The organism is Pseudoxanthomonas sp. USHLN014, from assembly GCF_037153335.1.
GTDB lineage: Bacteria > Pseudomonadota > Gammaproteobacteria > Xanthomonadales > Xanthomonadaceae > Pseudoxanthomonas_A > Pseudoxanthomonas_A winnipegensis.
This window is the reverse complement of sequence record NZ_JBBCKO010000016.1, coordinates 1-23945: the sequence shown is the minus strand read 5'-3', so window position 1 is coordinate 23945 and position 23945 is coordinate 1. Positions and strand designations below refer to the sequence as shown.

At 62.6% G+C, this 23945-nt stretch carries 31 protein-coding genes and 1 riboswitch; of the genes, 7 read left to right on the top strand and 24 right to left on the bottom strand.

From position 1 onward, the window contains the following. Positions 1 to 31: 31 nt before the first annotated feature. Positions 32 to 913, top strand: a complete 882-nt coding sequence (locus WFQ05_RS19840; protein ID WP_337055111.1) for an HNH endonuclease signature motif containing protein — start codon at positions 32 to 34, stop codon at positions 911 to 913. A gap of 224 nt (positions 914 to 1137) precedes the next feature. On the opposite strand, the gene WFQ05_RS19835 is transcribed toward WFQ05_RS19840, so the two are convergent. The 3 genes from WFQ05_RS19835 to WFQ05_RS19825 all read right to left on the bottom strand — a co-directional run bounded on the left by WFQ05_RS19835 (position 1138) and on the right by WFQ05_RS19825 (position 2918). After that, entirely contained in the window at positions 1138 to 1746 is a 609-nt protein-coding gene (locus WFQ05_RS19835; RefSeq protein WP_337055110.1) for a hypothetical protein, read from the bottom strand. Then, positions 1743 to 2339 (bottom strand): ParA family protein, encoded by a 597-nt coding sequence (locus WFQ05_RS19830; protein WP_337055109.1) that lies wholly within the window; start codon positions 2337 to 2339, stop codon positions 1743 to 1745. Before WFQ05_RS19830 ends, WFQ05_RS19835 begins: the two co-directional genes overlap by 4 nt. A gap of 114 nt (positions 2340 to 2453) precedes the next feature. Beyond that, positions 2454 to 2918, bottom strand: a complete 465-nt coding sequence (locus WFQ05_RS19825; RefSeq protein WP_337055108.1) for a hypothetical protein — start codon at positions 2916 to 2918, stop codon at positions 2454 to 2456. Positions 2919 to 3246: 328 nt separating this feature from the next. Between WFQ05_RS19825 and WFQ05_RS19820 the strand changes: the two genes are divergently transcribed. Then, the gene (locus WFQ05_RS19820; protein WP_337055106.1) at positions 3247 to 5151 is read left to right on the top strand and encodes a type 4 pilus major pilin; all 1905 of its coding nucleotides are present in this window, start codon (positions 3247 to 3249) and stop codon (positions 5149 to 5151) included. A 146-nt stretch (positions 5152 to 5297) separates the two neighbouring features. On the opposite strand, the gene WFQ05_RS19815 is transcribed toward WFQ05_RS19820, so the two are convergent. The 9 genes from WFQ05_RS19815 to WFQ05_RS19775 all read right to left on the bottom strand — a co-directional run bounded on the left by WFQ05_RS19815 (position 5298) and on the right by WFQ05_RS19775 (position 10522). After that, positions 5298 to 6059, bottom strand: a complete 762-nt coding sequence (locus tag WFQ05_RS19815) for a hypothetical protein (protein ID WP_337055105.1) — start codon at positions 6057 to 6059, stop codon at positions 5298 to 5300. Beyond that, positions 6056 to 6973 (bottom strand): hypothetical protein, encoded by a 918-nt coding sequence (locus WFQ05_RS19810; RefSeq protein WP_337055103.1) that lies wholly within the window; start codon positions 6971 to 6973, stop codon positions 6056 to 6058. The genes WFQ05_RS19815 and WFQ05_RS19810 overlap by 4 nt, the downstream gene beginning before the upstream one ends. Positions 6974 to 7060: 87 nt before the next feature. Further along, entirely contained in the window at positions 7061 to 7501 is a 441-nt protein-coding gene (locus WFQ05_RS19805; RefSeq protein WP_337055102.1) for a DUF6573 family protein, read from the bottom strand. Between the two features lie 263 nt (positions 7502 to 7764). Continuing rightward, positions 7765 to 8238, bottom strand: coding sequence for a hypothetical protein (locus WFQ05_RS19800; RefSeq protein ID WP_337055101.1), 474 nt, complete (start codon positions 8236 to 8238; stop codon positions 7765 to 7767). A gap of 25 nt (positions 8239 to 8263) precedes the next feature. Next, the gene (locus WFQ05_RS19795) at positions 8264 to 8518 is read right to left on the bottom strand and encodes a hypothetical protein (protein ID WP_046272112.1); all 255 of its coding nucleotides are present in this window, start codon (positions 8516 to 8518) and stop codon (positions 8264 to 8266) included. 359 nt (positions 8519 to 8877) lie between these two features. Next, the gene (locus WFQ05_RS19790) at positions 8878 to 9225 is read right to left on the bottom strand and encodes a hypothetical protein (protein ID WP_337055099.1); all 348 of its coding nucleotides are present in this window, start codon (positions 9223 to 9225) and stop codon (positions 8878 to 8880) included. Positions 9226 to 9358: 133 nt separating this feature from the next. Further along, positions 9359 to 9718 (bottom strand): hypothetical protein, encoded by a 360-nt coding sequence (locus WFQ05_RS19785; RefSeq protein WP_337055098.1) that lies wholly within the window; start codon positions 9716 to 9718, stop codon positions 9359 to 9361. A gap of 13 nt (positions 9719 to 9731) precedes the next feature. After that, on the bottom strand, positions 9732 to 9953 hold the full coding sequence (locus WFQ05_RS19780; RefSeq protein ID WP_337055097.1) for a hypothetical protein: 222 nt from the start codon (positions 9951 to 9953) through the stop codon (positions 9732 to 9734). A gap of 38 nt (positions 9954 to 9991) precedes the next feature. Next, the gene (locus WFQ05_RS19775; RefSeq protein ID WP_337055096.1) at positions 9992 to 10522 is read right to left on the bottom strand and encodes a hypothetical protein; all 531 of its coding nucleotides are present in this window, start codon (positions 10520 to 10522) and stop codon (positions 9992 to 9994) included. Between the two features lie 325 nt (positions 10523 to 10847). Here WFQ05_RS19775 and WFQ05_RS19770 point away from each other — a divergent pair, with 325 nt between their 5' ends. Together WFQ05_RS19770 and WFQ05_RS19765 are read left to right on the top strand one after the other, a co-directional pair. After that, entirely contained in the window at positions 10848 to 11807 is a 960-nt protein-coding gene (locus WFQ05_RS19770) for an alpha/beta hydrolase (RefSeq protein WP_337055128.1), read from the top strand. Next, positions 11791 to 12921, top strand: a complete 1131-nt coding sequence (locus tag WFQ05_RS19765; RefSeq protein WP_337055095.1) for a PAS domain-containing sensor histidine kinase — start codon at positions 11791 to 11793, stop codon at positions 12919 to 12921. Before WFQ05_RS19770 ends, WFQ05_RS19765 begins: the two co-directional genes overlap by 17 nt. 5 nt (positions 12922 to 12926) lie before the next feature. Here the strand turns inward: WFQ05_RS19765 and WFQ05_RS19760 are convergent, their stop codons facing one another. From WFQ05_RS19760 to WFQ05_RS19740, 5 genes are all read right to left on the bottom strand, one after another. Further along, complete coding sequence (locus tag WFQ05_RS19760) at positions 12927 to 13265, bottom strand: DUF190 domain-containing protein (protein WP_337055094.1); 339 nt, start codon at positions 13263 to 13265, stop codon at positions 12927 to 12929. A 15-nt stretch (positions 13266 to 13280) separates the two neighbouring features. Beyond that, on the bottom strand, positions 13281 to 13670 hold the full coding sequence (crcB, locus tag WFQ05_RS19755; RefSeq protein WP_337055093.1) for a fluoride efflux transporter CrcB: 390 nt from the start codon (positions 13668 to 13670) through the stop codon (positions 13281 to 13283). 2 nt (positions 13671 to 13672) lie between these two features. Beyond that, the gene (locus WFQ05_RS19750) at positions 13673 to 14068 is read right to left on the bottom strand and encodes a hypothetical protein (RefSeq protein ID WP_337055092.1); all 396 of its coding nucleotides are present in this window, start codon (positions 14066 to 14068) and stop codon (positions 13673 to 13675) included. Continuing rightward, a complete protein-coding gene (locus WFQ05_RS19745; RefSeq protein ID WP_337055091.1) occupies positions 14069 to 15427 on the bottom strand; it encodes a voltage-gated chloride channel family protein in 1359 nt (452 codons plus the stop codon). Between the two features lie 82 nt (positions 15428 to 15509). Then, positions 15510 to 15582, bottom strand: a riboswitch (Fluoride riboswitch). Between the two features lie 151 nt (positions 15583 to 15733). After that, on the bottom strand, positions 15734 to 16621 hold the full coding sequence (locus WFQ05_RS19740; protein WP_337055089.1) for an EamA family transporter: 888 nt from the start codon (positions 16619 to 16621) through the stop codon (positions 15734 to 15736). Between the two features lie 74 nt (positions 16622 to 16695). On the opposite strand from WFQ05_RS19740, the gene WFQ05_RS19735 reads away from it, so the two are divergent. After that, positions 16696 to 17178 carry an Lrp/AsnC family transcriptional regulator gene (locus WFQ05_RS19735; protein ID WP_337055087.1) on the top strand — a complete coding sequence of 161 codons (483 nt, stop codon included), beginning with the start codon at positions 16696 to 16698 and terminating at the stop codon, positions 17176 to 17178. A gap of 101 nt (positions 17179 to 17279) precedes the next feature. On the opposite strand, the gene WFQ05_RS19730 is transcribed toward WFQ05_RS19735, so the two are convergent. The 3 genes from WFQ05_RS19730 to WFQ05_RS19720 are packed head-to-tail and all read right to left on the bottom strand — an operon-like array spanning position 17280 to position 18794. Further along, positions 17280 to 17762: an ABC transporter permease gene (locus WFQ05_RS19730; protein ID WP_337055085.1), complete on the bottom strand. Its 483-nt coding sequence runs from the start codon at positions 17760 to 17762 to the stop codon at positions 17280 to 17282. 58 nt (positions 17763 to 17820) lie between these two features. Further along, positions 17821 to 18183 (bottom strand): hypothetical protein, encoded by a 363-nt coding sequence (locus WFQ05_RS19725; RefSeq protein ID WP_337055083.1) that lies wholly within the window; start codon positions 18181 to 18183, stop codon positions 17821 to 17823. Then, positions 18180 to 18794, bottom strand: coding sequence for a hypothetical protein (locus WFQ05_RS19720; RefSeq protein ID WP_337055081.1), 615 nt, complete (start codon positions 18792 to 18794; stop codon positions 18180 to 18182). Before WFQ05_RS19720 ends, WFQ05_RS19725 begins: the two co-directional genes overlap by 4 nt. Before the next feature lie 383 nt (positions 18795 to 19177). Between WFQ05_RS19720 and WFQ05_RS19715 the strand changes: the two genes are divergently transcribed. Then, complete coding sequence (locus tag WFQ05_RS19715; RefSeq protein WP_049422521.1) at positions 19178 to 19561, top strand: helix-turn-helix transcriptional regulator; 384 nt, start codon at positions 19178 to 19180, stop codon at positions 19559 to 19561. A 389-nt stretch (positions 19562 to 19950) separates the two neighbouring features. Here the strand turns inward: WFQ05_RS19715 and WFQ05_RS19710 are convergent, their stop codons facing one another. Further along, a complete protein-coding gene (locus WFQ05_RS19710) occupies positions 19951 to 20739 on the bottom strand; it encodes a hypothetical protein (RefSeq protein WP_337055078.1) in 789 nt (262 codons plus the stop codon). Then, positions 20736 to 22214, bottom strand: a complete 1479-nt coding sequence (locus WFQ05_RS19705) for a hypothetical protein (RefSeq protein ID WP_337055076.1) — start codon at positions 22212 to 22214, stop codon at positions 20736 to 20738. Before WFQ05_RS19705 ends, WFQ05_RS19710 begins: the two co-directional genes overlap by 4 nt. Before the next feature lie 144 nt (positions 22215 to 22358). On the opposite strand from WFQ05_RS19705, the gene WFQ05_RS19700 reads away from it, so the two are divergent. After that, the gene (locus tag WFQ05_RS19700) at positions 22359 to 22703 is read left to right on the top strand and encodes a hypothetical protein (RefSeq protein WP_337055074.1); all 345 of its coding nucleotides are present in this window, start codon (positions 22359 to 22361) and stop codon (positions 22701 to 22703) included. 194 nt (positions 22704 to 22897) lie between these two features. Here WFQ05_RS19700 and WFQ05_RS19695 read toward each other — a convergent pair whose 3' ends face one another. Next, on the bottom strand, positions 22898 to 23095 hold the full coding sequence (locus WFQ05_RS19695; protein WP_337055072.1) for a hypothetical protein: 198 nt from the start codon (positions 23093 to 23095) through the stop codon (positions 22898 to 22900). Between the two features lie 165 nt (positions 23096 to 23260). Continuing rightward, positions 23261 to 23686 (bottom strand): hypothetical protein, encoded by a 426-nt coding sequence (locus WFQ05_RS19690; protein ID WP_337055070.1) that lies wholly within the window; start codon positions 23684 to 23686, stop codon positions 23261 to 23263. Positions 23687 to 23945: the final 259 nt, after the last annotated feature.

Below are 23945 nucleotides of genomic sequence, written 5' to 3'. Positions count from 1 at the left end.
AGCTTCGCACCCAACTAGAACACCATCCGGCATGGAAAGCGAAAAGGAACGCATCGCCAAGTGGCGGGCGGAGAAACAACGACGACGCCACGAAGAGAAGAGCCAAGCCGCCAAGCGGACCTACAGAAGCCTGTTTGCCATCGATGACGATGAGCTGACCGATCCGCCCGAGCTTCAGGAATACTTGGTCCGCCAAAACCTAGCCAAGGGGAACCTCGCCCGCCGGATGAGCAGCGGTGAGGTCCAGTTGGCGCTGAACACCTGGGGCTTGGACGAACTGAACCAGCTTTGGAGCATGCGCCGAGAGAAGCTCTCTTACCTCGAAGACGCCGCCCTCCTGTTGGCCCACATCCGACACCGATCCGGCATTGACCCACAGCTGCGCCCGGCGGCAGGGCTGCTTGGATACGACGCCATCCAAGCACTCCAAGGTGTGCTGGAAGAGAGCGGGCGGTTGGCAGCGGAGCAGTCACTGCCCCCTGCAGTGGAAGCCGTCGTGGCCGAGGGCAAGCGGGTGGAACAAGTCCTTCGGGTGATCCGAGAGGGCCAAGCCGAGTTTCGCAAACGCCTAGTCGCCCACTACGGAGCCGTGTGCATGGTCACCGGGACCGCCTTGGCAAGCGTCATCGACGCCGCTCACATCGTCCCCTACAACGGGGCAGCCACCAATGCTTTGAGCAATGGCTTACTGCTACGGAAGGACATCCACGCGTTGTTCGATGCAGGCCTGTTAACGATCGGGCCGGACCTGGTCGTCTACGTCAGCGCGGGGGTGGACGATCCGTTCTACCGTTCGCTGGACGGAAAGGAGCTCTCGCTGGACGCTCCGCCCAAGATGTCCAAAGAGGCCCTGCGGCGGCGACTGACGGGCAATGAATCGTCCGAACTGGAGGTTGCCAGCCTTCCCCAATGAGCCGACCCAAAGCTCCGGCTGATCGGACAAATCGAACCATTGCTCATGATAGAAACGCCCTCCGCCTGGATCCGGAAGTTCAATCAACGGTTCTTCGCGCCGTAGGCGTATGCCTGCTCCCGCCAGGGGACGCTTTTTCAGCTGCTTTTGCTCTGCCCACGGGATGATCCACAGACACAAAAAAGCGGCCATAGCCGCTTTCTTCGTCCCCCTGATTGTGAGGGTCAGTAGATCTTTCCGTTCTTGCTCATCCCCAAGTTCCGCACCGCCACCCTGGCGGCCTTGCGGTCCTCCGCGTGTTCGTCCTCGGGCGAGCTCACGATCAACAGCGTTTTATCCTTGATGAGCGACGCGGCCGCATAGTCTGCCAGCGCCACCATGGCGGTGGTCAACGCGACTTCACTGCCGGCGTCCTCCGAATCGTCAAAGCCGAACAGCTTGGCGATGTTCTCGCGGAGCTTTGGCGGGATAGTCACCATGGCCCGGTGGTGGCGCAGCCCGTCCTCCCGACGGCGGTAGTCGTGCAGCGTGACCGATCGGGGCATGACCATGTGAACCCGCTTTCCTCCGACGCTGCCCGCCTTCTGGCTGTCGTCGTAGTCAAAGTACGACTTGCGCTCCGGGTAGTCGCCCGGCCCGAGCAACAGGTGCTCCGGGATGCGGGCAATCGGAACGCCTGCCGCTTTGCTGGCCCGGCCGGGCTTGGCATGGGTCACGTCCTTGACGTCATCCAAGGTGCGCTTGACGGCCTTCTTCGTGGCAGCCTTCTTGGCAGGAGCTTTGCGAGTGGCCATGGGTAGGTCTGGAAGGGAAACCAAGGGAAGCTCCATCATGCCGCAGCCCTCCTGCCTGCACCAGCAGCCAGGGCGTCGCGCACCCGGACAGCCAGGGCGTGGATCTCCTCCTGGGCCACCCGGGCCCAGCGGCCGTTGGCGTCGAACACGGTCTTTCCCTCCTCGTAGCAGTCCGCAAACAACGCACGATCCCGCACCAGGACGGCACCCGACATCTTAGGGTGCTCCAGGCGGCGTCGATGGGCTGCCCGCTTCTCGTTGGCCCGATTGGCGATGGGCAGGTAACGCTTTCCCTTCTTTTCAAGAACATCCACGGTTCGCAGAAAGATGAGAAAGCTGGGCCCATCGAGCAACGTGGGCACCAGGTAGAGATCGGCCTCGGGGATCACTTCGTTGTCCGGCAGGCGTGGTGGAGTGTCGGTGATCTCCACGTCGAAGCCCGGGGAGCGCGAGCGCCCGACACTGAACGGTGTTTCGTCCGACAGTGAGGCAAACGCACAGGCTCCGCCTTGGGGGTCCCGGTCGTTGACTAACACACGCAGGCTGGGGTCACGGGCATAGCACCCGGCTAGATTCAGGGCCAGCGTCGTGCGGCCGACGCCACCCTTGAGTGAGAAGTTGCACAGTCGCATAGGACATCCTTTCGTGAGTAGATAGGGGTTCCTATCGAATCTACCCCGACGCTGCCATTGCGCAAGTGTATGTTTTTGCAACCCTTTCGGGCCGTTCAGCCCTTGGATTCTTTTCTATCCTTCCGGCAAGGCGGCTGGACGACGGCAGTCCCACCGCAGCGTGTGGGCGGTGTTTGACGCCGAGCAATGCAGATCGAACGGCTGAGAGGCCATCCATACTTTGACAGACGGTGGCGCAGCGCCATGCAGTGCTTCGATGATCGTCCAGCGTTGTTTTGCCGGACCGAACTCCGCGAACACGTCCGCTCCGGCTTCAGCCAGCATTCCAGCCATCTTGTCGTAGCACTGCCGCTTGGCCGGGTCATCCTGGTTCACGTGCCACGCCATGCAAGCGACGTGGAAAGCGGTGATTCCGTTGGGCCCCACCGGGTGGTCCAAGGACGGGAAAGCCGTCAGGCCCCTCCACGCCTTCAGACGTGCCTCGCGGATGGCCGCAATGGTTCTCTTCAAAGCCTGTGGGTTGCGGTGCTCGATGGCATCCAGAAGCCGTTGAGCACGCCGGTCGGTGGTCATTTCCATTGCAGCTCCTTTCGCAGTTGGCGCTCAAAGTGGCGTTGCTGGCGGGCCAGGCGGACTTGCCGGCGAAGCTTGCCTTCGGGCAGGAACGCTGGAGCCGTGGGAGGGATGTGTGCGAAGGAATGGCCAGCGATGGGGCGGGCCTCGCGGATGGGGTTTTCAATCATGGCGGCGATCTCTTGGGTTGTTTGAATTTCTTTCGTGAGTAGGTCGCCCCACTCCCTTAATCCCATGCAACCAGACCACTACGCAATGTCAAGATGAAAAACCCATCTTTTTTAGACTAAAAACAGGGACTTGCGGAATCCCAGGTGCATCGCATGCTGAATGCATGACGCACACGATCCGCCCCCGTTGTTCGCCCACTCTCACCCGCCTTTCCAAGGGCGTGCGCAGCGCGCTGGGCTTCACCCTCACCGAGGCCTTACTGGCGCTCGGCGTTGTGACCGCCGCCACGGGCGCGATGTTCCTGTTCTTTGGCCAGGTCGATGCAAAGGCCAAGGTGGCCAGCGAAACGCGCAACCTGCGTGAGTTGTCCCGACGTATCGAGAGCAGTTTTGGGATGGTGGGGACGTTCCGCGGGGTGAGCACCACGGCCATAGTGGTCGATGGTTTGGCCCCTGATTCCCAGCTCGGCGCCGGGGAAAGCGTCTTGACCAACGTGTGGGGCGGCGCGGTGAACGTCCAGCCCTACACCGTTGATCGCTTCGGGGATTCGTTCTCCGTCAGCTACGCCGGCCTTCCTCGCCAAGCTTGCGTGGACCTGGTCGCGGCCAACGCGGGCGGGGTCTGGGACGCCCAGGTGTCGGACGTGTCGGTGATTCGAAACATCGGCGGCCAGCTCGACGTGGGGTTGCTGGGTAGCACGTGTGCGGACAAATCGCGCGTGGTCTTCGTCTACCACAGCGGATTGTTGGGGGGCGAATGGACCGGGGCGCCGCTGGTATTGCCGCCCGCCACGCCCTCTGTCACCCCACCCGTTTCTCCGCCCGTGGGAACCCCTGTGGGGCCCGTAGGACCAGTCGCGCCTTCCACGCCGGTGTCGCCCCCAACCGTCCCGCCGCCAAGCGTTCCTCCCACGACGCCCCCACCGGTCACGCCGCCCGCTCCCCCGGTGAGCGTGACGCCTCCGGCTCCGCCCACTTCACCGCCGGCCACACCGCCGCCGATCAGCACCACGACGCCGTGCCAAGAGTGGAGCGAGAACCGCACCATCAACTGCCCATTGGGCCAAGTGGGCCAGGTGTTCCAGAACCGCCGTCACCACTGTGGACCCGACCCGAACGTTTACGAAGCGTGGGCGGGATCCACGAACGCCGGCAGTTGGACCACGACCAGCAGCACCTGCACGCCGTGCCCTGCTCCAGAGTCGCGCAATGTGGGATGCCCTGCAGGCCAGTTTGGCGCGATCGGCCAGCAGCGCACCTTCTCGTGCACCGGCACGGGATCGTGGAACGCATGGACACAGACCAACACCACCTGCGTGGCGTGCCCAGCGCCTTTCCCACAAGCCGAAACCCAGTGGGTCACCACGGCGGCCGCTTGCCCGGCGGGCCAGAGTGGATCGCACACGTGGCAAGCCGAGCAGCGGCGGACGAGGATGGGGTCTTACAACTGCCCGGCCACCACGTGGTCGCTGCCCAGCCCGACGTTCACGTCATGGACCGCCTGGGCGGACACTGGCGGTCGCAGGGACGAGACAAACACTTGCGCTCCAGTGGGCCAAGCGTGTTTGACCGAAAGCAACAGCGGCACGCTGGACGCCAGCGATGCTTACTACAGCATCTCTTACTCCTTGGCCGGGTCCTGGGGCGGCTGTTCGGCCAGCCGCCGCGACAATGGAGTGCGGGGGTCTGGCGACTGCAGCGCGGGCGCCAACGGCGTGCTGACACAGTCCGAGTGGGCCGCCCAAGCGCAATTGGGGGACGCGTATACCGAAAGCGGCTCGCAAAGCGGTTGGGGATCGGGGATGCGGGAGTTTTGGGGATGGGACGAGCACCGATGGGAGAAGCGGGCCAGCTGCACGTCCGCTGGGTCCTTCGAGGTGCTGAGCGACAGGGGATCGGGCAACTCCCAACCCCATGGTTGCCGGGGGGAACTGCACGAGGATGCCGCGCCAGCCGAAGCGAGGGCCTTCTGCTCAGGCCAGCCCGTGGGGCGATGGACGGACATTTCCTACTGCTCCGATTCGGCCTCTCACACCTACTACGGCTCCCTCACCATCCGCTGGGTCTGACTAGAAGGCGGGAACGAGCAAGAGATCCTTGCGCCGGGATCAAGCGCCGAAGGCGACGGGCCTTTCCCGCCCAGGGGGCTTTTCAGAAGGCAGGTGGCTTGGCCACCTGCTGCGGCTTCTGGGCTCTTCGCTGTTGTGCCTCGAAGTCAAACCCCAGCCAAGGTTTTCCACATCGCCTTGCCCTGGGCTTCGTGAACCGCTGCGTATTGCTGTGGATCCCAGCTGGTCCCGGTCAGCAGCAGCCCCAGCTCTGCCACGATGGCCTGACAGCGGTCGCCAAAAGCCAGGACCTCATTGAAGGTCAACCCAAGCGTGTTGATGTCAAACGCACCAGGCTCCTCGTCCAGCTTGCGCATTTCCAGGTGGGCATGGTGCTTGTCCCGCAGTGTCTTGATTTTCGCTGCCACGGGATCAGCCGAAAGGATCGCCATTTCATTGGAGACCTTTTCCCAACCGCTGTCGAAGCGCGAGTAGTTCTCATCCCGATCGCCCTGCCTGAACTTCTCCTGGAAAACAGCCGAGCTTTCGGGCGGCAGGTCACTGATCGGTTCGTCGTGGAAGTGATCGAACATGCGCCCGTAGCACTCCCGGTAATGCTCCTTGATGGCTGGATCTGCTTGCAGCTTTCTCCACAGGTTGGTCAGGCTACCCGACCTGGGATCGTTGTCCAGAAAAAGCCGTGACTGATCGCGCACCAGGTCTTGCCCAAGAAGCGGCGCCAGGTGGTTCCAGGCATTGGCACCCGGCGTCTTGTCCAGCTTGGCCTTCAGCCCTGCTTGGATCTCGGGGTCTTGAATGAGTGGGGACAAAATGTGCCGGCGCTCGTCGAGGATGTGGCACTCCTGCGTGAGCACCCGAACGAATCCATCGATTTGGCGAATACGTTGTTCCAGTTCCTCAGGCTTCATTCTTGCTCCGCCTCCAGCGGCACCTGCTGGAAACGCACCTGCAGCCGCTTGATGAGCGCCCGGGTTTCCTTATTGGGCGCACGCGTGCAGACCAAGATCGCCTCCCCGTTGGGCACGTGGCGGATCGCCTTCTGCTCGGCCCGGAGAACGGCGCGGTATTTCACCGCTTGATAGACGCCTCGCTGGAGTTCGTCCTCCGAGCACTTGCTGGTTTTAACTTCCACCGCCAGGCGATGTCTTCCGTTATCGAAATGCGCGTCCAGTCGGTCACCCGAGCTCAACAACTTCTCGTTGCTCCCCATGGGGAAGCATCCAAAGTCCACGAACTCTTCGGGATGGCTGGCCACCCACGCCTTCAACGCTTTGTGCTCGTCGCTCTCTGGCCGCCCCCCCTCCTGGACTTTAGGAAGGGGAAGAGGCGCATCCGCTGCCACCTCTTCAGCCGCCCCGGCGGACGGGGTCAGCATGGTGGCTCCCAGAGCGCGGGCGACCCGGTCCCAATTGGGATAGGTGAAAACGTCTTCCATCGCCTCTCGCAAGTGCGCACGGCGCTCTTCCTCGGTGTCCAGCTTCTTCCCCGCGAAGTAAGCTGGCGAGATGGTGATCGCCCCCTCGCCAGGGTGTTTCGTGTTCTTGTTGACGACGATTGCGTGGAGGGGCGGGATGGGTTCCTTCCACTGCTCGCTGAGCCACTGCAGGGCCTGGGCCACTCCCCCGGCGACGGTGCCGTAGAGGTCTTTGCGGGGTTTGATCTCGTGTCCGAAGGTGTCGTGCAGCTCTTGGGCCAGGTCGCTGTACGAATGAGCTTCGCCCTCCTGCGCCCACCGGATGAGGATGGGCAGCGCGTCCGGGATAACCCTGCTCCGCCAGGGTGTGCGTGCAAACTCCACCTTCGACCAATCGAACTTTTCCATCCCCTACTCCTCCCTTGTCGTCCCGCCATGGTAGCGGCGGGACCAGCACGGGAAAACGATGAGGGCCGGTTTCCCGGCCCCCCTTTCTCAATCCTCGTCGGGCAGCATGATGGTGACCACCGGCTCCAGGGCGTCCCCGGGCCCACACAGTGCTTTCAAGGTGACAAGGCGATGGGTCGACCGCGTCAGGCCAGACCCGGCCTCCGGGTGGGCTTCGTTCGACAACCAGTCGCCGGCATCGGGCAGAGCCATGTGGAGCTGATAGTGGATCTCCGAACCCTCGCCCTGTTGCCGCTTGATGGCCACGTGGAGCATGAAAAGCACATCCCAGAGCCGGCCGTCCACCGACTGGCCGCGCAGTTCCAACCCTCTGGGCACTTCGACGTAGCGCGACCACGCTGCACGGGTGATGGCCACGGGCAACTTGAAACCGGCTTCTTTGGCCACGTCGGACACGTCCACCAAGACGCCGTCCTCGATCGCCTGGGCGCGGGTGTAGGAATGGATAAGGTCGAATTCGTCAAACATGGAGCGCACCTCGCTGGTGAGTAATGGCCCGGTCCAGGGCATCCGGTCGGGATGTCCTGGAATGGAAAACCCACCGCCCCACCGCTCGGCGCGGTCACGGGAGGAAATGGAAGGGCTGGCGCGGCCCGCAGCGAAGCGAGGACCCGGGCCCTGGAATGGCCCTTGACCGGAGAAGCCGGGCGTTGGGGCCGCGCGCAGCGCACAAAGCTTTGAGAGCGTGCCGCGTTCGGCACACCGATTCAGGGTTGAACTTGGGAATGCCGTCAGGCCTGGGTGCAGGTAACAGGGACCCGGTCCATCCACGCGCTCTGTCCTGCCGATGCTTGAGCGGTGAGCGGGCCCAAACCTCGGATGAAGCGAAGAGACGCAAGTTGGACATCGTCTTGGGGCCAGTAGGGACCATCCGGCGAAAACACGAAGTGGTCTCCTTGAAGGGCCCCGCAGGTGGTGCAATGGTGGGCCAGGTAGGTTTGCCCTGACGTTCGAGTGGTGGCGAAGCGAAGCCAAGGGGCGTGGCCGGCAACGAACGCAGCGGCCTCCTCGTTCAAGCGCTCGATGTAGCGCAACACAGCGCCCTCTCCCTGATCTGCCATACCTTCGTCGTCGTGCTCCTCGAACGAGGGCACCCAGACCGCGGCGGTGGGAGTGGGGGCATGGCAGAAATGGCACTCGGTCTGAGCGAGCAGCAGGCCGTAGGCCGGGGCTTGAAGGGTGGATGGAGCGGCAGCGTGCGTCATGAAACCATTCTGCCCTGCCTGGGCGTCAGCCGGTGAGACGAGCCTGCGTTGAATCATGGGTGTTTCGGAGCGTGCCCCGCTGTGAACCCACCCACGCCATTTGCTTGTATTCGTCTTTGCTGAGCAACTTGGACACCCCCAGCCACTGCACCAGGTGGTAGTGCGCGATCGTTCGCGGGTAGCGCTGAATTCCCTCGTGCAACAGTTTTGGCAGGTAACACACAGAACCATCGCGGCGCTCGTATGCGTAATAGCGGTGGCGGGCGGCACGCGTGGTCATGGCGTTTCCCTCAGTGCGCCCAAAGGGCACGATCGATGCAGCGTTCAAGGCGCTGGGCCAACCAAACGCTGAAAGGAAGGGCGATGGGGGCAGCGATGGCGAGAAGAGAAAGGGTCATGTCGGCGGTTCCAGTCGGTGGGTAGAGCGTTGCGTTCTTCCTGATCCCAAGGTAGACCGCCCTGGAAATTTGTCCACGGTTGTAGTGGACAGAATCTTGACTAAAAGTAAAAACTGCGGAGCTAAGGCCGCAGTTATTCCTAACATCCCTTCTCGCGCCGAAGGCGTCACCTGCTCTTTTCCACCGCTGCTTCTACAGATGCCGGCGCGCAGCGACCGGTGGCGGCGTTGGGCCGTTGGCTCTACAGCCTTGCCCGCTTTGCACTGACACTTCCCCGGGCTGCCCATGCCTGCTCCAGGTGGACAGCGCGTTGTTCGGCTTCCACCGTGGACACCACGTGCGGCATCGCCGCCTTCAGCGATGGCGTGTTCCAGAACGGACTGCCCCGGTGAGGGTTGCCGCCCAGCCGCAACAGCAGCAACGCCGTCTGCTCAAGTCGGCTGCGCTCGTCGGCGTCGTCGCTCAACTGGTAGTCCGCCGCCAGCTTTTCCAGCGGGCGCTCGCACCAGTGGTTCCTCTCTTGAGGGTGCGCACCAGATTGCAGGAGGGCTTCGACGATGCGGGGCCAGGCAAGTGCGGAATGGAGCACAGGACCTTCGTTGAGGCGCCACGCGTTAGGGTTGGCGCCCTGCCGCAGGGCCTGTAGAGCGCCGAAAAGGCTTCCCTCGACGCACGCGTGAATCAGCTCAGCGCTCGGACTTCCTGGCGGTGGTGGGCGGCGGTCAGCCATGGCGGCTGCCCCGAACCTGGTTCCGAAGCAGATGTCCTTGGACGTAGTCCCGGATGATCTGGCGCACCGCTTCTGCGGTGGAAATCCCCGCGTTCACCGCGCCCTGCTCCACCGCCTCCAAGACGCTGCGCTGCAGCGGAAGGTAGGCCAGCCGCACGTCCCGTTCCCCACCCAGCCGACGCCTGCTCAGTGGGTAAGGTTTGGCGGCATACATGGCGAGCACTTGGCGCACGGCTTCGTTTCGCGTGACCTGCACGCGCGCGGCGGCCGCCTGCAAGCGCTCCAAATCACGGGAGTAGCCCCGGGAGGACGGAAGGGTGACAAGCTTTGGGGAAGGGACAGGTTGAAGCACGTCGCGCTCCGGCTTAGGACGCCGCGTCCAACGGCTCGGCGGCCGCCTCTCGGACCACCGCGATGGCACGCCAACGGTTGATCGCAGCGCCGGCGAAATACAAAGCGTCCACCAGTTCTTGCGCGGCCCCCTTCTCAAGCAGGGCCCGGTTGCAGGAGGCGAACCCTGCAAGGATTCCGTAGCGGTCCGCGTCGTCTTTGGCTTTGTTCATGGCTTCCGCAATTTGAACGTTCATGTCGAATCTCCTGATTTTGACTGGTGGGTGATCGGCGGTTACAGGCGCGCGCGCTGACGGGGAGCTTCGAGAACAGCCGCCGGAGCTTCGCTCTGCGCCTCCTGGCGTGGGTTCCACACCTGCCCACCGATGATCATGCTCGAACCGCCGGCAGCAGGAAGGACCTGCGAAAGCCTGGCGTGCTTCGCTGCGGCGTTGAGCGCACGCATGGCGCCCTCCTCCATGCTTTTGGCTTCGTAGATCACCTGCCCCTCCAGGTGATCCCCCGCTTCATCCACAAGGGCGGCAAGGGTTCGACCGAACTTCGACTTTGGTCCTTGGTTGCGAGCATCGGCGTCCCAACGCTCGATCACTTCGAACGTCTTCTCATGACGATGGCCAGACTTGCTGAGTTCTTGGAGCACCGCTTCGGCGTCTTTCACGTTGAAGCGAATGGCGGAGAGCTTCACCGGGTGCGCGTAGCCACCGCCACTCGAAGCCGATTGCGTGATGGCGACCGCTTGGTTTCCGTCGCTGACGATGTGATGAATTTTCATGCCGTTTTCCTTGATGGTTTCGGGGAGCGACATCGCCCTTCCGATAGTTCAAGGTAGATCGGCATGTTATTTTGTCCACTACCAGCGCGGACAAATTTTTGACTAAATATTAAAAATGCGATTAAAACCACACATATAAACTAACAACATTTCCGATCAGCGCAGATTTCCAATATTTACTAACAATACTGGCGATGTAGATATACAGGTTTCACAGCAACCTTTCTCGCGCCGAAGGCGTCATCCGCCCTTCTTCCATCTCCGCTTTTCAGAAGCCGGCGCGCAGCGACCGGCGGCGGCTTAGGGGCTCCTGAACCAAGGTCCTCATTGGGAGCGATGCTTGACCGCCATATGGGCGATGCGTTGCGGCGCAACAATCGCCCCTGCTAGACGCCCCCCCACCTCATCTCCTATGTTATGGCGGCGTGATTTATTGGTCGGTGCTGATAGGTCCGGCCTTCGGCATTCTCGGAGAGTTATGGACACACGTGCTCGTAACCATGTGAACGTGACGGGGCAAGGGGCAACGACATTGTTGTTGGCCCATGGGTATGGCTGTGACCAAACCATGTGGCGCCGCATGGTGCCCTTACTGGAGAAGGACTACCGGTTGGCGCTGTTCGACTACGTCGGCTACGGCCAATCGGAATCAGCAGCGTATGATCCAGAGAAGTATTCGGCACTGGAGGGTTACGCGCAGGACCTGATCGACGTGGCGCGATCAGTGGCCGACGGCGGCCCACTGGTGATCGTGGGTCATTCGGTGAGTGCCATGATCGGGCTGTTGGCCGACAAGAAGATCCCAGGCCTGTTCAGTGCTCACGTCATGATCGGCCCTTCCCCGGCTTACATCAACGAACCCGGCTACGTGGGAGGGTTCGAACGGTCGGATATCGACGAGCTATTGGAGACCTTGGAAGGCAACTACCTGGGTTGGGCCAGTTCCATGGCTCCAGCGATCATGGGTGCCCCGGATCAACCCGAGCTGGCGCAGGAACTCACCAACAGCTTTTGCCGAACGGCACCCGACATCGCCGTGCGCTTCGCGCGAGCAACGTTCCTTAGCAACAACCTTTCGGATTTGGGAGGCCTGAAGGCGCCCACGTTGATCCTTCAAAGCACCCAGGATTTCATAGCCCCGGTGTCCGTGGGTGAACACATGTGTCAGGCGCTGCCTCAAGCCACCTTGCAACTCATCGACAACTTGGGCCATTGCCCGCACTTGAGTGCCCCGGAGGCTTGCGTGCGTTCCATTCATAGCTTCCTCGTCCGCGAGGGGCTGGCCATGAAGCCCATTGCAAATGAACATTCCTGCTGATCAGCAGTTTGCCGAGGCAGCGTGTGGCCTGCTGTGGACCAAGCAAGACGGCACCATCTTGGCCGTCAATCCCACGTTCTGCCAGTGGCTGGATTTCGAGCCCATCGACCTGGTTGGACGAACGTTTCAAGAGCTGCTGACCATCGGAGGGAGGCTGTTTCACCAAACGCACTGGTTCCCCCTATTGGAGATGCAGGGATCCGTGACGGAGGTCAAGCTGGACTTCTACAGCCAACAGCGTCAGAAGGTGGCCATGATCGTGAACGCACGAGCGGTCCACACTTCTACCGCTGAGGTGGTCTATTCGATTGCCACCTTTGCCTCCAAGGACCGGGATCGCTACGAGCGCGAGTTGCTCAGTGCACGGCGGGTTGCGTTGTCCCGCCTGGAAGAGATCTCCCTTCTACAGCAGGCCGCCACCGCCCGCAGCAAGTTTTCCGAGCGCTTGGTGGGCATCGTCAGCCACGATTTGCGCAACCCGCTCAGTGCCATTCGAATGGGCACCGATATCTTGACCATGGGCGAAACGGATTCGGGGCGACTGCGAACCTCTCAGCGAATCAATCAGTCGGTGGACCGCGCCTTGGAGCTGATCGAGAACCTCTTGGACTTCACCCTGACGGAAAGCGGTCGCCCCATTCCAATGAAGCTCAAGCCGGTGAACCTCCACGAGATGGTGTCCTCCGCCGTCGAAGAACTTCGATGGACCTTCCCCGGCGCGACGATCCAGCACAACGCGCAGGGGGCTGGCGCCGTGGTGGCCGATGCAGCGCAGCTGGCCCGCCTGCTGGGCAACTTAGTGGCCAATGCGAACCGGTATGGCGACCGCTCCCAGCCCATCGAAATCCGTTCCGAGGTCCGCGGTGATTTGGCTTCCCTCCAGGTGATCAACCAAGGGCCGACCATTCCTTCCTCACTGATCTCCAGAATGTTTCAGCCCATGGAACGGGGGGCTACTGACGAAGGAGGAGGTGTTGGGCTGGGGCTCTACATCGTTGATCAGATCGCCCGCGCGCACGGCGGGCAGGCCACCATCAGTTCCTTCCCCCTGGATGGAACCCGCGTTTCCATCACGTTCCCAGTCCGCCCCCCGGAGGCTCCGAGCAGCCTGTGACTGGCTCACAGATCCAAGGGGAGCTTGGCCTTCTGGCCAATGCGCCCATACTCAACCGGCACCTTCACGTAGGCGAGATCGATCGGTTCTTGCGCGAGCGCATCCATCAGGCGCTGACACGCCGCTTCGTCTACCGAGACCGTCACGGCCAGCGGCTGATCAGCCAACTCGAAGAAGAGCGCAGAATGGAAGCGGCCAACGTGGTCGAACCCTTCCGCGCCGCCGACCAGCGTGCCGCCTACGGCGCCATATTCCTTGGAAAATTGCAGTAGCCAGTCACCGATAGGCTTGTGCCCGTGCCGGCGGTCCTGCGCCGTGAAGAAGGTCAGTTGGAAGCCTTTCATGGGGATCTCCTTGGTCTACGGGTGACGCGTAAGGGATGTGGATGCCATACCCAGCGCCGTCATTGCGAGCGAGCCGCCCACGTGCAGTGCCAGCATGCCGGCCGACCAGCCGAGGCGGCCATCTCGCAGCAGCGTCAGCAGTTCAGCAGAGAAGGTCGAGAACGTGGATAGGCCCCCGGCCAGGCCGGTGATCACGAACAGCCGCCAAGCGGGCGACAGGCCTGGCGACATGCCGAAATACGCAATGGCGAAGCCGACGATGTAGGCCGCGATGAGGTTCGACGCCAGCGTGCCCATTGGGATCTGAGGCACGAGCGCATTCATCGCCAGGCTCAAGGCATAGCGCATCAGTGCACCGAGGACCGAGCCGATGCTGATGGCCAGCACTGCGTAGGCGCCAGTCATCGTCAGTGGCTCCGGGCCGCGTGGCTGTGGGCGGTCCGCTGGTGCCCCAGCGGCAGTTCGCACAGGAACAGCACTGCATGCACCTTGTTCAGTTCCTCGGCATGCTCCTGCATGAACGCGCGCAGGCGCTGCTCGGTGTCCAGCAGTTCTAGGCACTCCGGGTGCCGCATGTCGGTCAGCTCCGGATGCTGGTGCGACATGCGTTCACCGGGCAGGTAGCCCGAACTGACCCGGTGTAACACGGCTTGCAGGATGTTGGCCTTCTTGGCGACCGTCAGTAGATGCTGGGCCAGAGCTGGGGCGGTCAGGTGATGCCAGAAGCGCGTGACCTTGGCGCGGCTCGCGGTCGGGAAATACAACCGCAGCGCAGCGATGGTCGTGGACTTATCTGCATTCATTCAACGCTTTCCTTGGTTGCAGGGGGGCGGCTCGACTGCCGGAGGTGCGGAGGAAGCCTTTGAGGCCGTTCCGTTCTTTTTCAGGAACGAAGCGAGATCAGCAATGCGCAGATCCTCAGGGACCACGTCCCGGTGCCGACGGTGTTTGCTATGGCCCATGCGCTGCGCGTGGTAGATGCCCGTGTGACCGGAGAACAGGTAGGCCGTGACGCAGCCAATGGCCGCCAAGGGCCCGATTTCGGCGCCGAACAGCTCCATCGCCATCAAGGTCGTGGCGATCGGCGTATTGGCCGCCCCCGCGAACACCGCAACGAAGCCAATGCCGGCCATGAATGCAAAGGGCATGTGCAGGATCGGCGCCAATGCGTTGCCTAGGGTGGCTCCGATGTAGAACAGCGGTGTCACCTCGCCGCCCTTGAAGCCGGTGCCCAGCGAGGCGACCGTGAAGCCAAACTTGCCGAGGAAGTCCCACGGCTGCACCGGCTGCTGGAAGGCTCGCTCGATCTGAGGAATGCCCAAGCCGATGTATTGGTAGCCGTCGAGCGCCCAGACCATGCAGGCAATGACAATGCCGCCGGCGAACGGCCGCAGGGGGGCGTAGTGGATGAGCCGCTTGACCCGCGTCCCAAGCGCATGGGTGGCCCGGGCGAAAAGCATGCCGACGATGCCGAACACGACCCCGGCGAGCACGACGGCCACCACGCTCCAGGCGCCCACGGGCACGATCTGCCCGATCGCGTAGTGGGCGTGATGAACGCCCCAGGCCAAGCACACCTGGTCGGCCACGATGGCCGCCACCATGCAAGGAAACAAGGCGTCGTAGCGCATGCGGCCGATGGCGAGAATCTCCAGCCCGAACACGGCACCGGCCAACGGGGTGCCGAACACCGAGGAGAAGCCTGCGGCGATGCCGCACATCAGCAGGATGCGGCGGTCCTCATGTTCCAGGCGGAACGCGTGGGTGAGTTGGTCGGCCAGCGCGCCGCCCATCTGCACGGCCGTGCCCTCGCGTCCCACGGATGCGCCGAACAGGTGTGACACCACCGTGCCGCCGAGCACCAGCGGCACCATGCGCAGCGGCACCACCTTCTTCGGGTCGTGGATTTCATCAATGATGAGGTTGTTGCCCGCGTCCACCGTCTTGCCGAGGAGGTGATACACAAGGCCCACACCCAGCCCGGCCACCGGCAGCAACCAGATCACCCAGGAGTGGGATTCGCGCCACGATGTGGCTTGATCAAGGGAAACGAGAAAGAAGGCCGAGGCGCTGCCGGCCAAGACGGCGACAACGCTGGCAATGACAAGCCACTTGCCCAGGTAGGGCAGCAGCTCAAGCTGTTCTAGACGGCGATGAGGCATGGGTGGGTTCGCTCGAAATCCATCGGGCTGACCCATGCAGAAGATGTGGACGCGAACGCCTACAGCCCCGACAGAAGGTCAGGTGACTGTAGGCGTCATCGGCAGCGAATGCTGCGGTTCGGTTTCCCAGGAGGAACGCCATCTCCGATGCCTACTATACCCATTTGCGGCAGGCAGCAGGAAGCCGTTCGTCGGCTTTCTGACTTCTTAGCGGCGTCGTCGTATTCACACGCCTCGAGCCATGGAGATGGGTCAAGGGCTCTTGAGGGGGATTGCACCCTTGCAGTCCAAGCGCGCGTTGGACGGTTAGTCCTGCGGGACCGCGACAGGCAAGTGGGTAGCCTTGCGGCTCGTGAACGCGCTCCCCGCCGATGCAGCCACGATCAGCCCAATGGCCATCCACTGCAAGCCGCTCAATGCCTCGCCCAACATGGCGAGGGCCAGCAGCGCGGCCACCGCCGGCTCCATGCTGATCAGGATACCGAACGCCTGTGCCGGAAGGCGCTTGAGCGCCATCATTTCCAACGAAATGGGGATGGCGCTGGAAAGCAACGCAACGCCTAGCCCAACCGCCAGCACCGCCGGCGACCAGAGGTCGCTACCAGCGTGCGCGATGCCGACAGGCACGACCACCACGGCCGCAACCCCGAGCCCCAAGGATACGGATAGGCCCGCATGCACGTGGCCAATGCGCTTGCCGAACAGGATGTATGTGGCCCAGAACACCGCAGCCGCCAACGCGAACAGCACACCCGCAGGGTCCAGCATTCTGCCGTTGTGGCCCAGTGGTAGCAACAGCCCCAGACTCACGGCCGCCAGCGCCACCCAGAGGAAATCGAGGGCACGCCGCGAGGCCCAAAGCGCGACCGCCAGCGGCCCAGCGAACTCGATCGCCACTGCGATGCCGAAGGGAATCGTGCGCAGAGACAGATAGAAGCACAGGTTCATTGCGCCCAGCGCAGCGCCATACCCCACAATCATCCAAACATCGCCACTGCCCAGCCGCCACCGCCAGGGGCGCCACAGCATCAGGAGCAAGAGTGCGGAGAGCCCCACGCGAATGGCCGTGGTGCCCTGGGCACCGACCAGCGGGAACAGCGAATGTTTGGCCCACGACGTCCCGATGCCGAGAAAGGTGACTGAGCCCAATACCGCGAGCAGGGGAAGGAAGGGGGAGAAGCGGCGCGAGGACATGGTGGTATTTTAGTTCGCCAGCTTCTAATTTTTGCCTCAATCTTCAAAGCCGCAGCGCAACTTTCGTTCAATCCATGCCCACTAATACTCATACCTCGCTCGATGACCACGACTTGGCCATCCTGGAACTCCTGCAGCGCGACAACACACTGCCGCAGCGGGACATCGCACACGCGGTTCACCTCTCGGCCCCGGCCGTGCAGCGCCGCATCCGGCGCCTGCGCGACAGTGGCGTGATCCTCTCGGAGGTGGCCGTCTTGGACGCAACCCGCCTAGGTCGTCCGCTGACGCTGCTGGTGGAGGTCCATGTGCATGATGAGCACCCGTCACGCACAGCGGGCCTGCGAGCCCGCATCATGGCCGAGTCGGCGGTGCAGCAGTGCTATCCAATCACCGGAGAGGCCGACTACCTCCTGGTCATGACCGCCACCACCATGGCCGAATACCAAGCACTCACCGAACGTCTATTCGGTGGTGACGAGAACGTCCGGCGTTTCCGGACATCGGTGGCTTTGGGCTGCTTGAAGTTGGGCTTGCAGGTGCCGTTGAGTAGGTAGTGCCACAACGCACCGCAGAATCCAGCGATGGGCGGGACTTGCGGGTATCGTGAAACAAAAGAAGGCCCCCTCGCGGGGGCCCCAAAGGACATGGACTGATCTTACAGGCTGGTGGAGCGCCAGAGCTTGCCTGCGATGCCACCCACGATCAGCGCCACGGGCATGAGCGCCGTCAGAGCCATCGGGGGCACGGAGGTGAAGAAGTTTCGCTCGCCCTCTTCCAGGCCCGGGTAGAGCAGGCCCACGGCAACGCTGACCAGCTGCAGGGCAACGACGAAGAGCAAGCCCACCAGGGCTCCCTTTCCAAAGCCACCGTTGCGTGGCGAGACCAGCAGCCCGCTGGCCCTTGCCGCGCGCACGCGGGCCGCGCGCCAGTTCAACACGTAGAGCAGGAGCAGCAAGAGCAGCACGGCTGCCCCACCAGCGGCCGCCAGGCCGGCCTCCCAGCCGTAGCCCATGTTCTCGCCGATCTCTTGGGCGCCGGCAAGAAACAGCAGGCCTGCACCACCGAGGATGACGGTGGCCGGTGCCAGCAAGCCCCACTGCATGTGACCGCCGGGGGTGTGGTGAGCGTTGTAAGACATGGGACCTCCTTAAAGTGGTGTTCCTCAATGCATACCGCGATTCCACGCCCTGGCAAGGTCAGCCCTTCTTCTGGACTCCGGCCGGCACCCAGCCGGTGGGCTGCTTCTCAAAGACGAAGTCGTAAGCCGGCGGCACGGGTACGGGATCGGGCTTCAACTGCTGCCCGCCCTGGAACCCGACCACGTCCAGCGTTCCACCGGTCACGCACGTGGCACGCTGGGGACCAGTTGAGGTGCAATCCGCGGTGAGGTCTTTCCAACCCCGGACCTCGATTCGTTGGCCCATTTCACTGGAGAGGTTGGCATTGGCATGCGCCTCGTAAGCGTGGGCGACTTGTTCGATGGTGGGAAGATCAGCTTTGCTGCTGCAGGCAGCCAACCCTGCGGTGATCAGGCCGAGGGAAACGAGGGTTGCTTTCATGCCGGAGCTCCTTGCGTATGGGTCAAATCAACGTCGATCGTTTCGTCGCGGTATCCGAGCCGAACCTTCTCTATCGTCACGTCCATCTTCGGCACCGTGCCGTCCACCCAGACCCGGTTGACGGAGAACACCACCAGGTCGTCTCGGTAGCTGCGACCTTGTCGCGCCAACTTGGCGGCCTCTTGGGCATTCATTCGGATCAGCAGGTGGAAGCGGCCGGCGTTGGGTGGGCTGGACACTCCTCCGGCGGTGCGGTGGACCCACGGCACAAAGCCCTTGCCGGTGACGCTTTGCCCGGCCGCGGACACCTGAGGCATGGGGATGAATCCCTCCAGCACCCCACGGTCGGCTCGGTAGGCGACATCGCCCAGCGCTTGGAACGTGGGACGAATCGCAAACCGTCGGATGGCCTTGAAGCGCTGCAGGCGCGCGTCGAAGGCCGGGCCATAACGGCGCTCGATGGCAGCCGGATCATCGCCCGAGACACCGTTGGCGCCGTGGGCCTTCGTGTCCATCAGCCACCATTGCCTCAGGCACCACTGGCGCTTGTCGGCGTCGATCCGATAGGCCGAATGGGCCATTGCCAGCAGCTGCATGTCGCAGGTGTCCACGCCCCCGCCTCCGACAGCCGTCACTCCGGCCCGCAGGTGTTGAACCCCTTCCAAGCCTTCCTGATCCAGGTCCCAGTAGGTCCCAGGCGGCTCAAGGTAAGGGCTCCGCGACCTATCGCTGACCACCTTCGGCGTGCCTTGGATGGCTCGGCCGATGTGGCGAAGCAGGTCCGATCCGGCCCTCGATTGTGCCTGCGCTCCAGCCGCTGCAGTCAGGGCAAACGCCCCGATCAGCACGGTTCTTCTGACCCTCTTCATGGAACCCCCTGTTCCCACCAATAGATTTGGGATCTTGCGGCCAACTTACGTGGCACGTAGAGTCTACCCGGGGCGTAGCCTCTGGGTCATCCTGTCCGCATGCCTGCATTGCATCCGTTCAGCCCGTGACTGCCGCCCCGCCCGCTCCCCGAGCCGTGGTTGCCGCGCGTTTGCGCCAAGCCCGCGTCCTGCGGGGCTTTAGCCAACGCGAGGTCGGAGTGCGGATGGGGATGGACAAGGACGCTGCGTCGGCCCGCATCTCTCGGTATGAATCCGAGGGCATGTCGATCAGCCTGGAAGCCCTCTTCGAGCTGGCCCAGGCCTTGGAGGTGCCCCCGGCCTATCTCTTGGCGACCAGCCCAGCGATGGCCGATGCGATCTTGGCTTTGGGCGAGCAGAGCGTGGCCCAGCAGGAACGTTTTGCCGAACTGCTGGGCGCTTTGGGTGAGCTGCCACCGAAGAAGCGCAACGCACTCATCGAGCAGCTGTTGCCGCCCGTCAAGGATTAGGGCGTCGGCGAACAAGGACGAATTGACCCCATGTGGACATGGATCACCCACCTCTGCCGCCGCAATAGGACGGAGCCCACCCGGTCAGCCATTGCCATGGCCACGCTGATCGAACTAAACATGCTAGAGCTCAACGCAGCGGAGGCCCGCAGTCGCGTTGCACTGAACCCACCGGGCCATGAAGCAGTACTCCTTGAGAGATTCAAGGCATCTGCCCAGCTTGTCCTCAGCGAAAAACCTCCATCCGACGCAGCAGACTCAACCTGGGAATCCCTTGGTCAGAAGGCACGCCGCCTAAACCGAGGATTCGCAGACCTCCGATTGCAACTCTCCCCGCCAGCGATCGTTGGTGGGGATACAGAGCCGCGCGACAATGCGCGTCCGGTCCTTTAAGGCGGCCAGGCCAGCTCTTCCATGCGAGCTTTCCTCCGTTGCATGTAGTGCAACATCCCGCTGGCGCACTGCTCAACAACGGGGCTTTCCTCAAAGGCCCCAACCCCAACCGCTGTCAGTGCTGCAATGACGCACAAGTTGGTGGTGGCCACCGCGTTGACGGTGGTCTGAAAAAGAATGGCTGCCGGCACGTGCGCCCCGATCTGCCCATTGGGATCTTGATACATCACCCGAATGGCCTTCCCGCCATGGACCAGTCCGCAAAGAGGGTCCCACGAATTGGTCACCGTCCGAGCCAGCTTCTGAGGCTCATCGTCCTGCCCCATGCGTGCAATGGCCTGCTCCACGTCCGCGGCCAGGTCTTTGAGGGCAATAGCCACCCACTTTCCTTTCTCGTTCTTCTTTCGGGGGCCGCGATCTTCCTGGAGAAAGTCCGCCAGCTGTTCGTCGTCGGCAAGGAACTGGACAAACACCGCCCGCAGGAATTGCTCAATCTGGGAGCGGTGCATTGCCAAGGCCACCGCTGGAAGATCGATGGGATGGGTTTCCAACAGGAACAGCAACGCACGCCCGTAGTCCATCGAGGCCCTCAACAGTTGGAAAGCCACCCGGTGGCGCTCACTGCCGGCGGGAACAGTGATGCGGGCCATGCAGGACATGTTCGATTCCAGGCTGGCCTTGGCCTCTCTGGCTTCCTGCGCGATGTCCAACGCCGTAGGCCGGCGCTTTGCAGCACGAGCGTCCAGCGCCGATTGGATCCCGTGGCTCAACCGGTCTTCCTTCATGCCATCGCCTCTTGGGGTTTCTTTGCCTGCTGACGCGGCTTCAAGGCATCTGTCGCCACCTGCCTTGGATCCGCCAACCACAAAGGCGCCACCTCGGGGAACAGTCGGAGCATGAGGGGATCCCAGGACCGATGGGGCGCAAAGGTGGTCTCCCCCCGGGCCAAACTGGTGAGCACACCTTTCATCTTTGCCTGGAGCTTTCCGGTGCGATCTTGGGACACGACCGTCTTCAATTGGTGGTGTGCACGGAGCATGCAACGGTAGAACCACAAGCTCTTGGGCCAGATTTTGTGGGCGTGGTGGCCCAGCTCGGCCAGCGTTTCAAAGCCGATGCCCATCGGGCGCCCTTTGCCGTGCTTGATCGAATAGCCAATCACCAGCAGTCGGTCCAAATCGGGGGCTTCCTTGGCATAGGCCGGCAGCGTAATCCCCACCGGGGAGAACAAGCGGCGCAAGTCTTCCCAACGGCGATCGCGCTCCTTGTAGTCGGTGATCTCTCCCCGCAGCAGGGCCACGTAGAAGGTTTCGAAAACCTCTCGCCGATGGCTCCAGACCTGCTCCTCCTGCCAAGCCATTCGATCCTTTTCTGCTTGGGCTTTGTGCCCTTCGTAGTCGAAGGCGTAGGCCCGAGGGATGCCCCGGCTACACGTGTCGAACGTGAGATCGTCGAAGCAAACCTCCCGCCGCACCTCCACGTCGCGGATCGTGCCGCCCTCCAGGCGGGGCTCCAGCCAAACGCCTTCCAAGCAGAAGCGGCCCTCGCGCTGGGAGCGGGCCACGGTGGCGGGGGTGACGCGAAACGCGTTGCGGTTGTTGGCGAAAAACAGGTCGTCTTCGGACAGTCGGAACTGATCCAGATCCAGGTCCTTGAACAGCCACAGCATGCGCCCCCCGTTCTTTCGGTAATGCCGCATCCGTTCGGCGATGACGTGAACGAAGGTGGTGGAGAGTTGGATCTCGACGGCCCACCGCTGGCCGTCCCGCTGCGTCTGCACGTCGGGCTGGCGCCACTTCACGCCCTCGATGTCCCACCAGCGTTCTTCCAGCTTGGTCTCCTGGAAAGACGGATCAGCGTCCAGACTGTCCCTCACCCACTCCTTGAACGCCTTGTGGAGCGCGCCCTCCTTACACAGCCCAAACCGGCGCGCCAGAACGGCTTGGGGAGAATGGCCCTTGCGCCCGGTGCAGGTTTCGCGGTGGCGAGCCGTGAGGTGATCGAAGTAGAAGCGAAACTCGGTTCGGGCGCGGATGGCTTTGGACCTCACGCCCATGGCGTCCTGACAATGAGGGCACGTAAACCGCGGGATGCCGTCGAGCACCTCCAGTTCGGCCGCCAGCCGCCCATCCCGGACGACCTCTCCGTAATCCCGGCCTTCCATGAAGGCCTCCAACGACAAGCACTCTCCGCTGTCCCGATCCCAGACCAAATCGTGGGATCGCTTCGCAGCTGGCACGTAAAGGACGGTTTTCTCCATGAAGCCACTTTATCCCGACCCCGTCTCGCCAGGTGAGACGGTATGCCACCGGTGCCTTGACCTTTCTTGATCCCTTGGTTTCGCCAATACCCACCCCCATTCCATTTTGGACAGGGGCGTCCTGTCTGACAGGGGGAAAACCAAATGTTGAAGTTCTACACCAAGGATCCAGCAGGCCTTCTCCAGAAGTTCAAGGCGAAGCTCAAGGCCAAACAAGACCAGGACAGCATTCAGACGTGGGAGCAGGTGGGGGAGAACTTTGGGCACACTTCCGAGCGCTGGAAAGGCAAGCTCGCGTTCAAGGCCAACATCAACGCTGACGCCACGCAACCGAACCTTGCCTTTACAGTGGCCTCTATGGCGAAAGGCACCCAAGAAGAACGGCAGATCATCTACGCCTATTACCACGGCCACCTGCTTCAAACGTTCGTGGACCACCTGAGCGGATACTTCACTGCTGCTCAATATGCCGACACGCGCGGCAAGTAGTCCACACAGAGGCCCCTCTTACAGGGGCCTCTTTATTGCCTTTCGTTCGGGTGCTTCTCGCCTTTTCAGGCCATCGTTCAAGAGCAACCTCACCAACTCGCTGGCATGCAGCCCCTCTCGGGCTGCCGCCTGCTCCAGCCGATCTTTCAGCTCCTTTGGCACGCGAACGGCCATCTGCACGTATGGTGGGCGGCTCACGTGGACAGCCTCGCCATCGTGAGCACCCACGCCAGCGCCAAACCGGCCAGGATTTGGGCACGCAAGCGGTAACGCACACGAAGCGCCTCGCTGGCGTGCCGTGCATTGACCCAGAAGATGCCAGCTAGGCCCAGCACGGTGGTCAGGAACGCTGCAGCCAGGACGGCGGCCAGCACTGCGCCCACGGTGGTCATGCCAGCGCTCCAGCCATGGCGGCCAGGACGAACCACTGTCCAGCGATGAGGCCGTAGCCGATGACCAATCCCTCCAAGCCCGCCCAGCGCTGGCCCGGGGTGCACAGCAAGGCCGCGCTGTCGTTGAGCAAGGACCACCCGGAGAGAATGGATAGCCACTCAAGGTCAATGGTCGTAGCGGTCATAGATCGAGCCCTCCCCTCCAGCGGAATTGATGGTGGAGGGCAACATGACCTCCTCGTTTTTCACGCGTCCGAACACGCTGGCAAACACGTCCATGAGCGTGGTGCTTTGGGCCGCGTCCAGTTCGGCCTGGCGCGCATACTCGTCCAGCCCAGACGGGAACACTTGGCGTGCGCCGTTGACGGCCCCGCGCAACCCGCTGGCGTTGGGCATGCTCGCCCCAAAGGTGCGGTTCCACGTGTCGGAAAACCGGTCCAAGCCGTCCATGCCCATGAACAGCAACCGCGCCAGCACCAGGGCAACCACGACGTTGACGACCAGCCGCTTCGTCAGTCTGAATCCAATGAACATCTCTCCCCCCCTTGTGTTTCGTTGATCGGTGTCAGACGCACGCATCACGAACGTCATACGTTTGGGATACACCTGCACGAAAAACCCGCAAGGGAATCGCTTTGACTAAAGACAAGAACCGGGAGAAAAGCCCGGTTTTGAGGGAGTGAAACGAAGGCGCTCAATGCCCCTTCAGGTGAACCACCCGCGATCGACGCGGTCCAGATGGGTTCACCCCCGTTTTCACGGACACTTACGAGAAGGCCGATCAAGGCCATGAGGAGTGTTCATGTCGAAGCGAAGGAAGTTCAGCACCGAGTTCAAGCGCGGTGCGGTT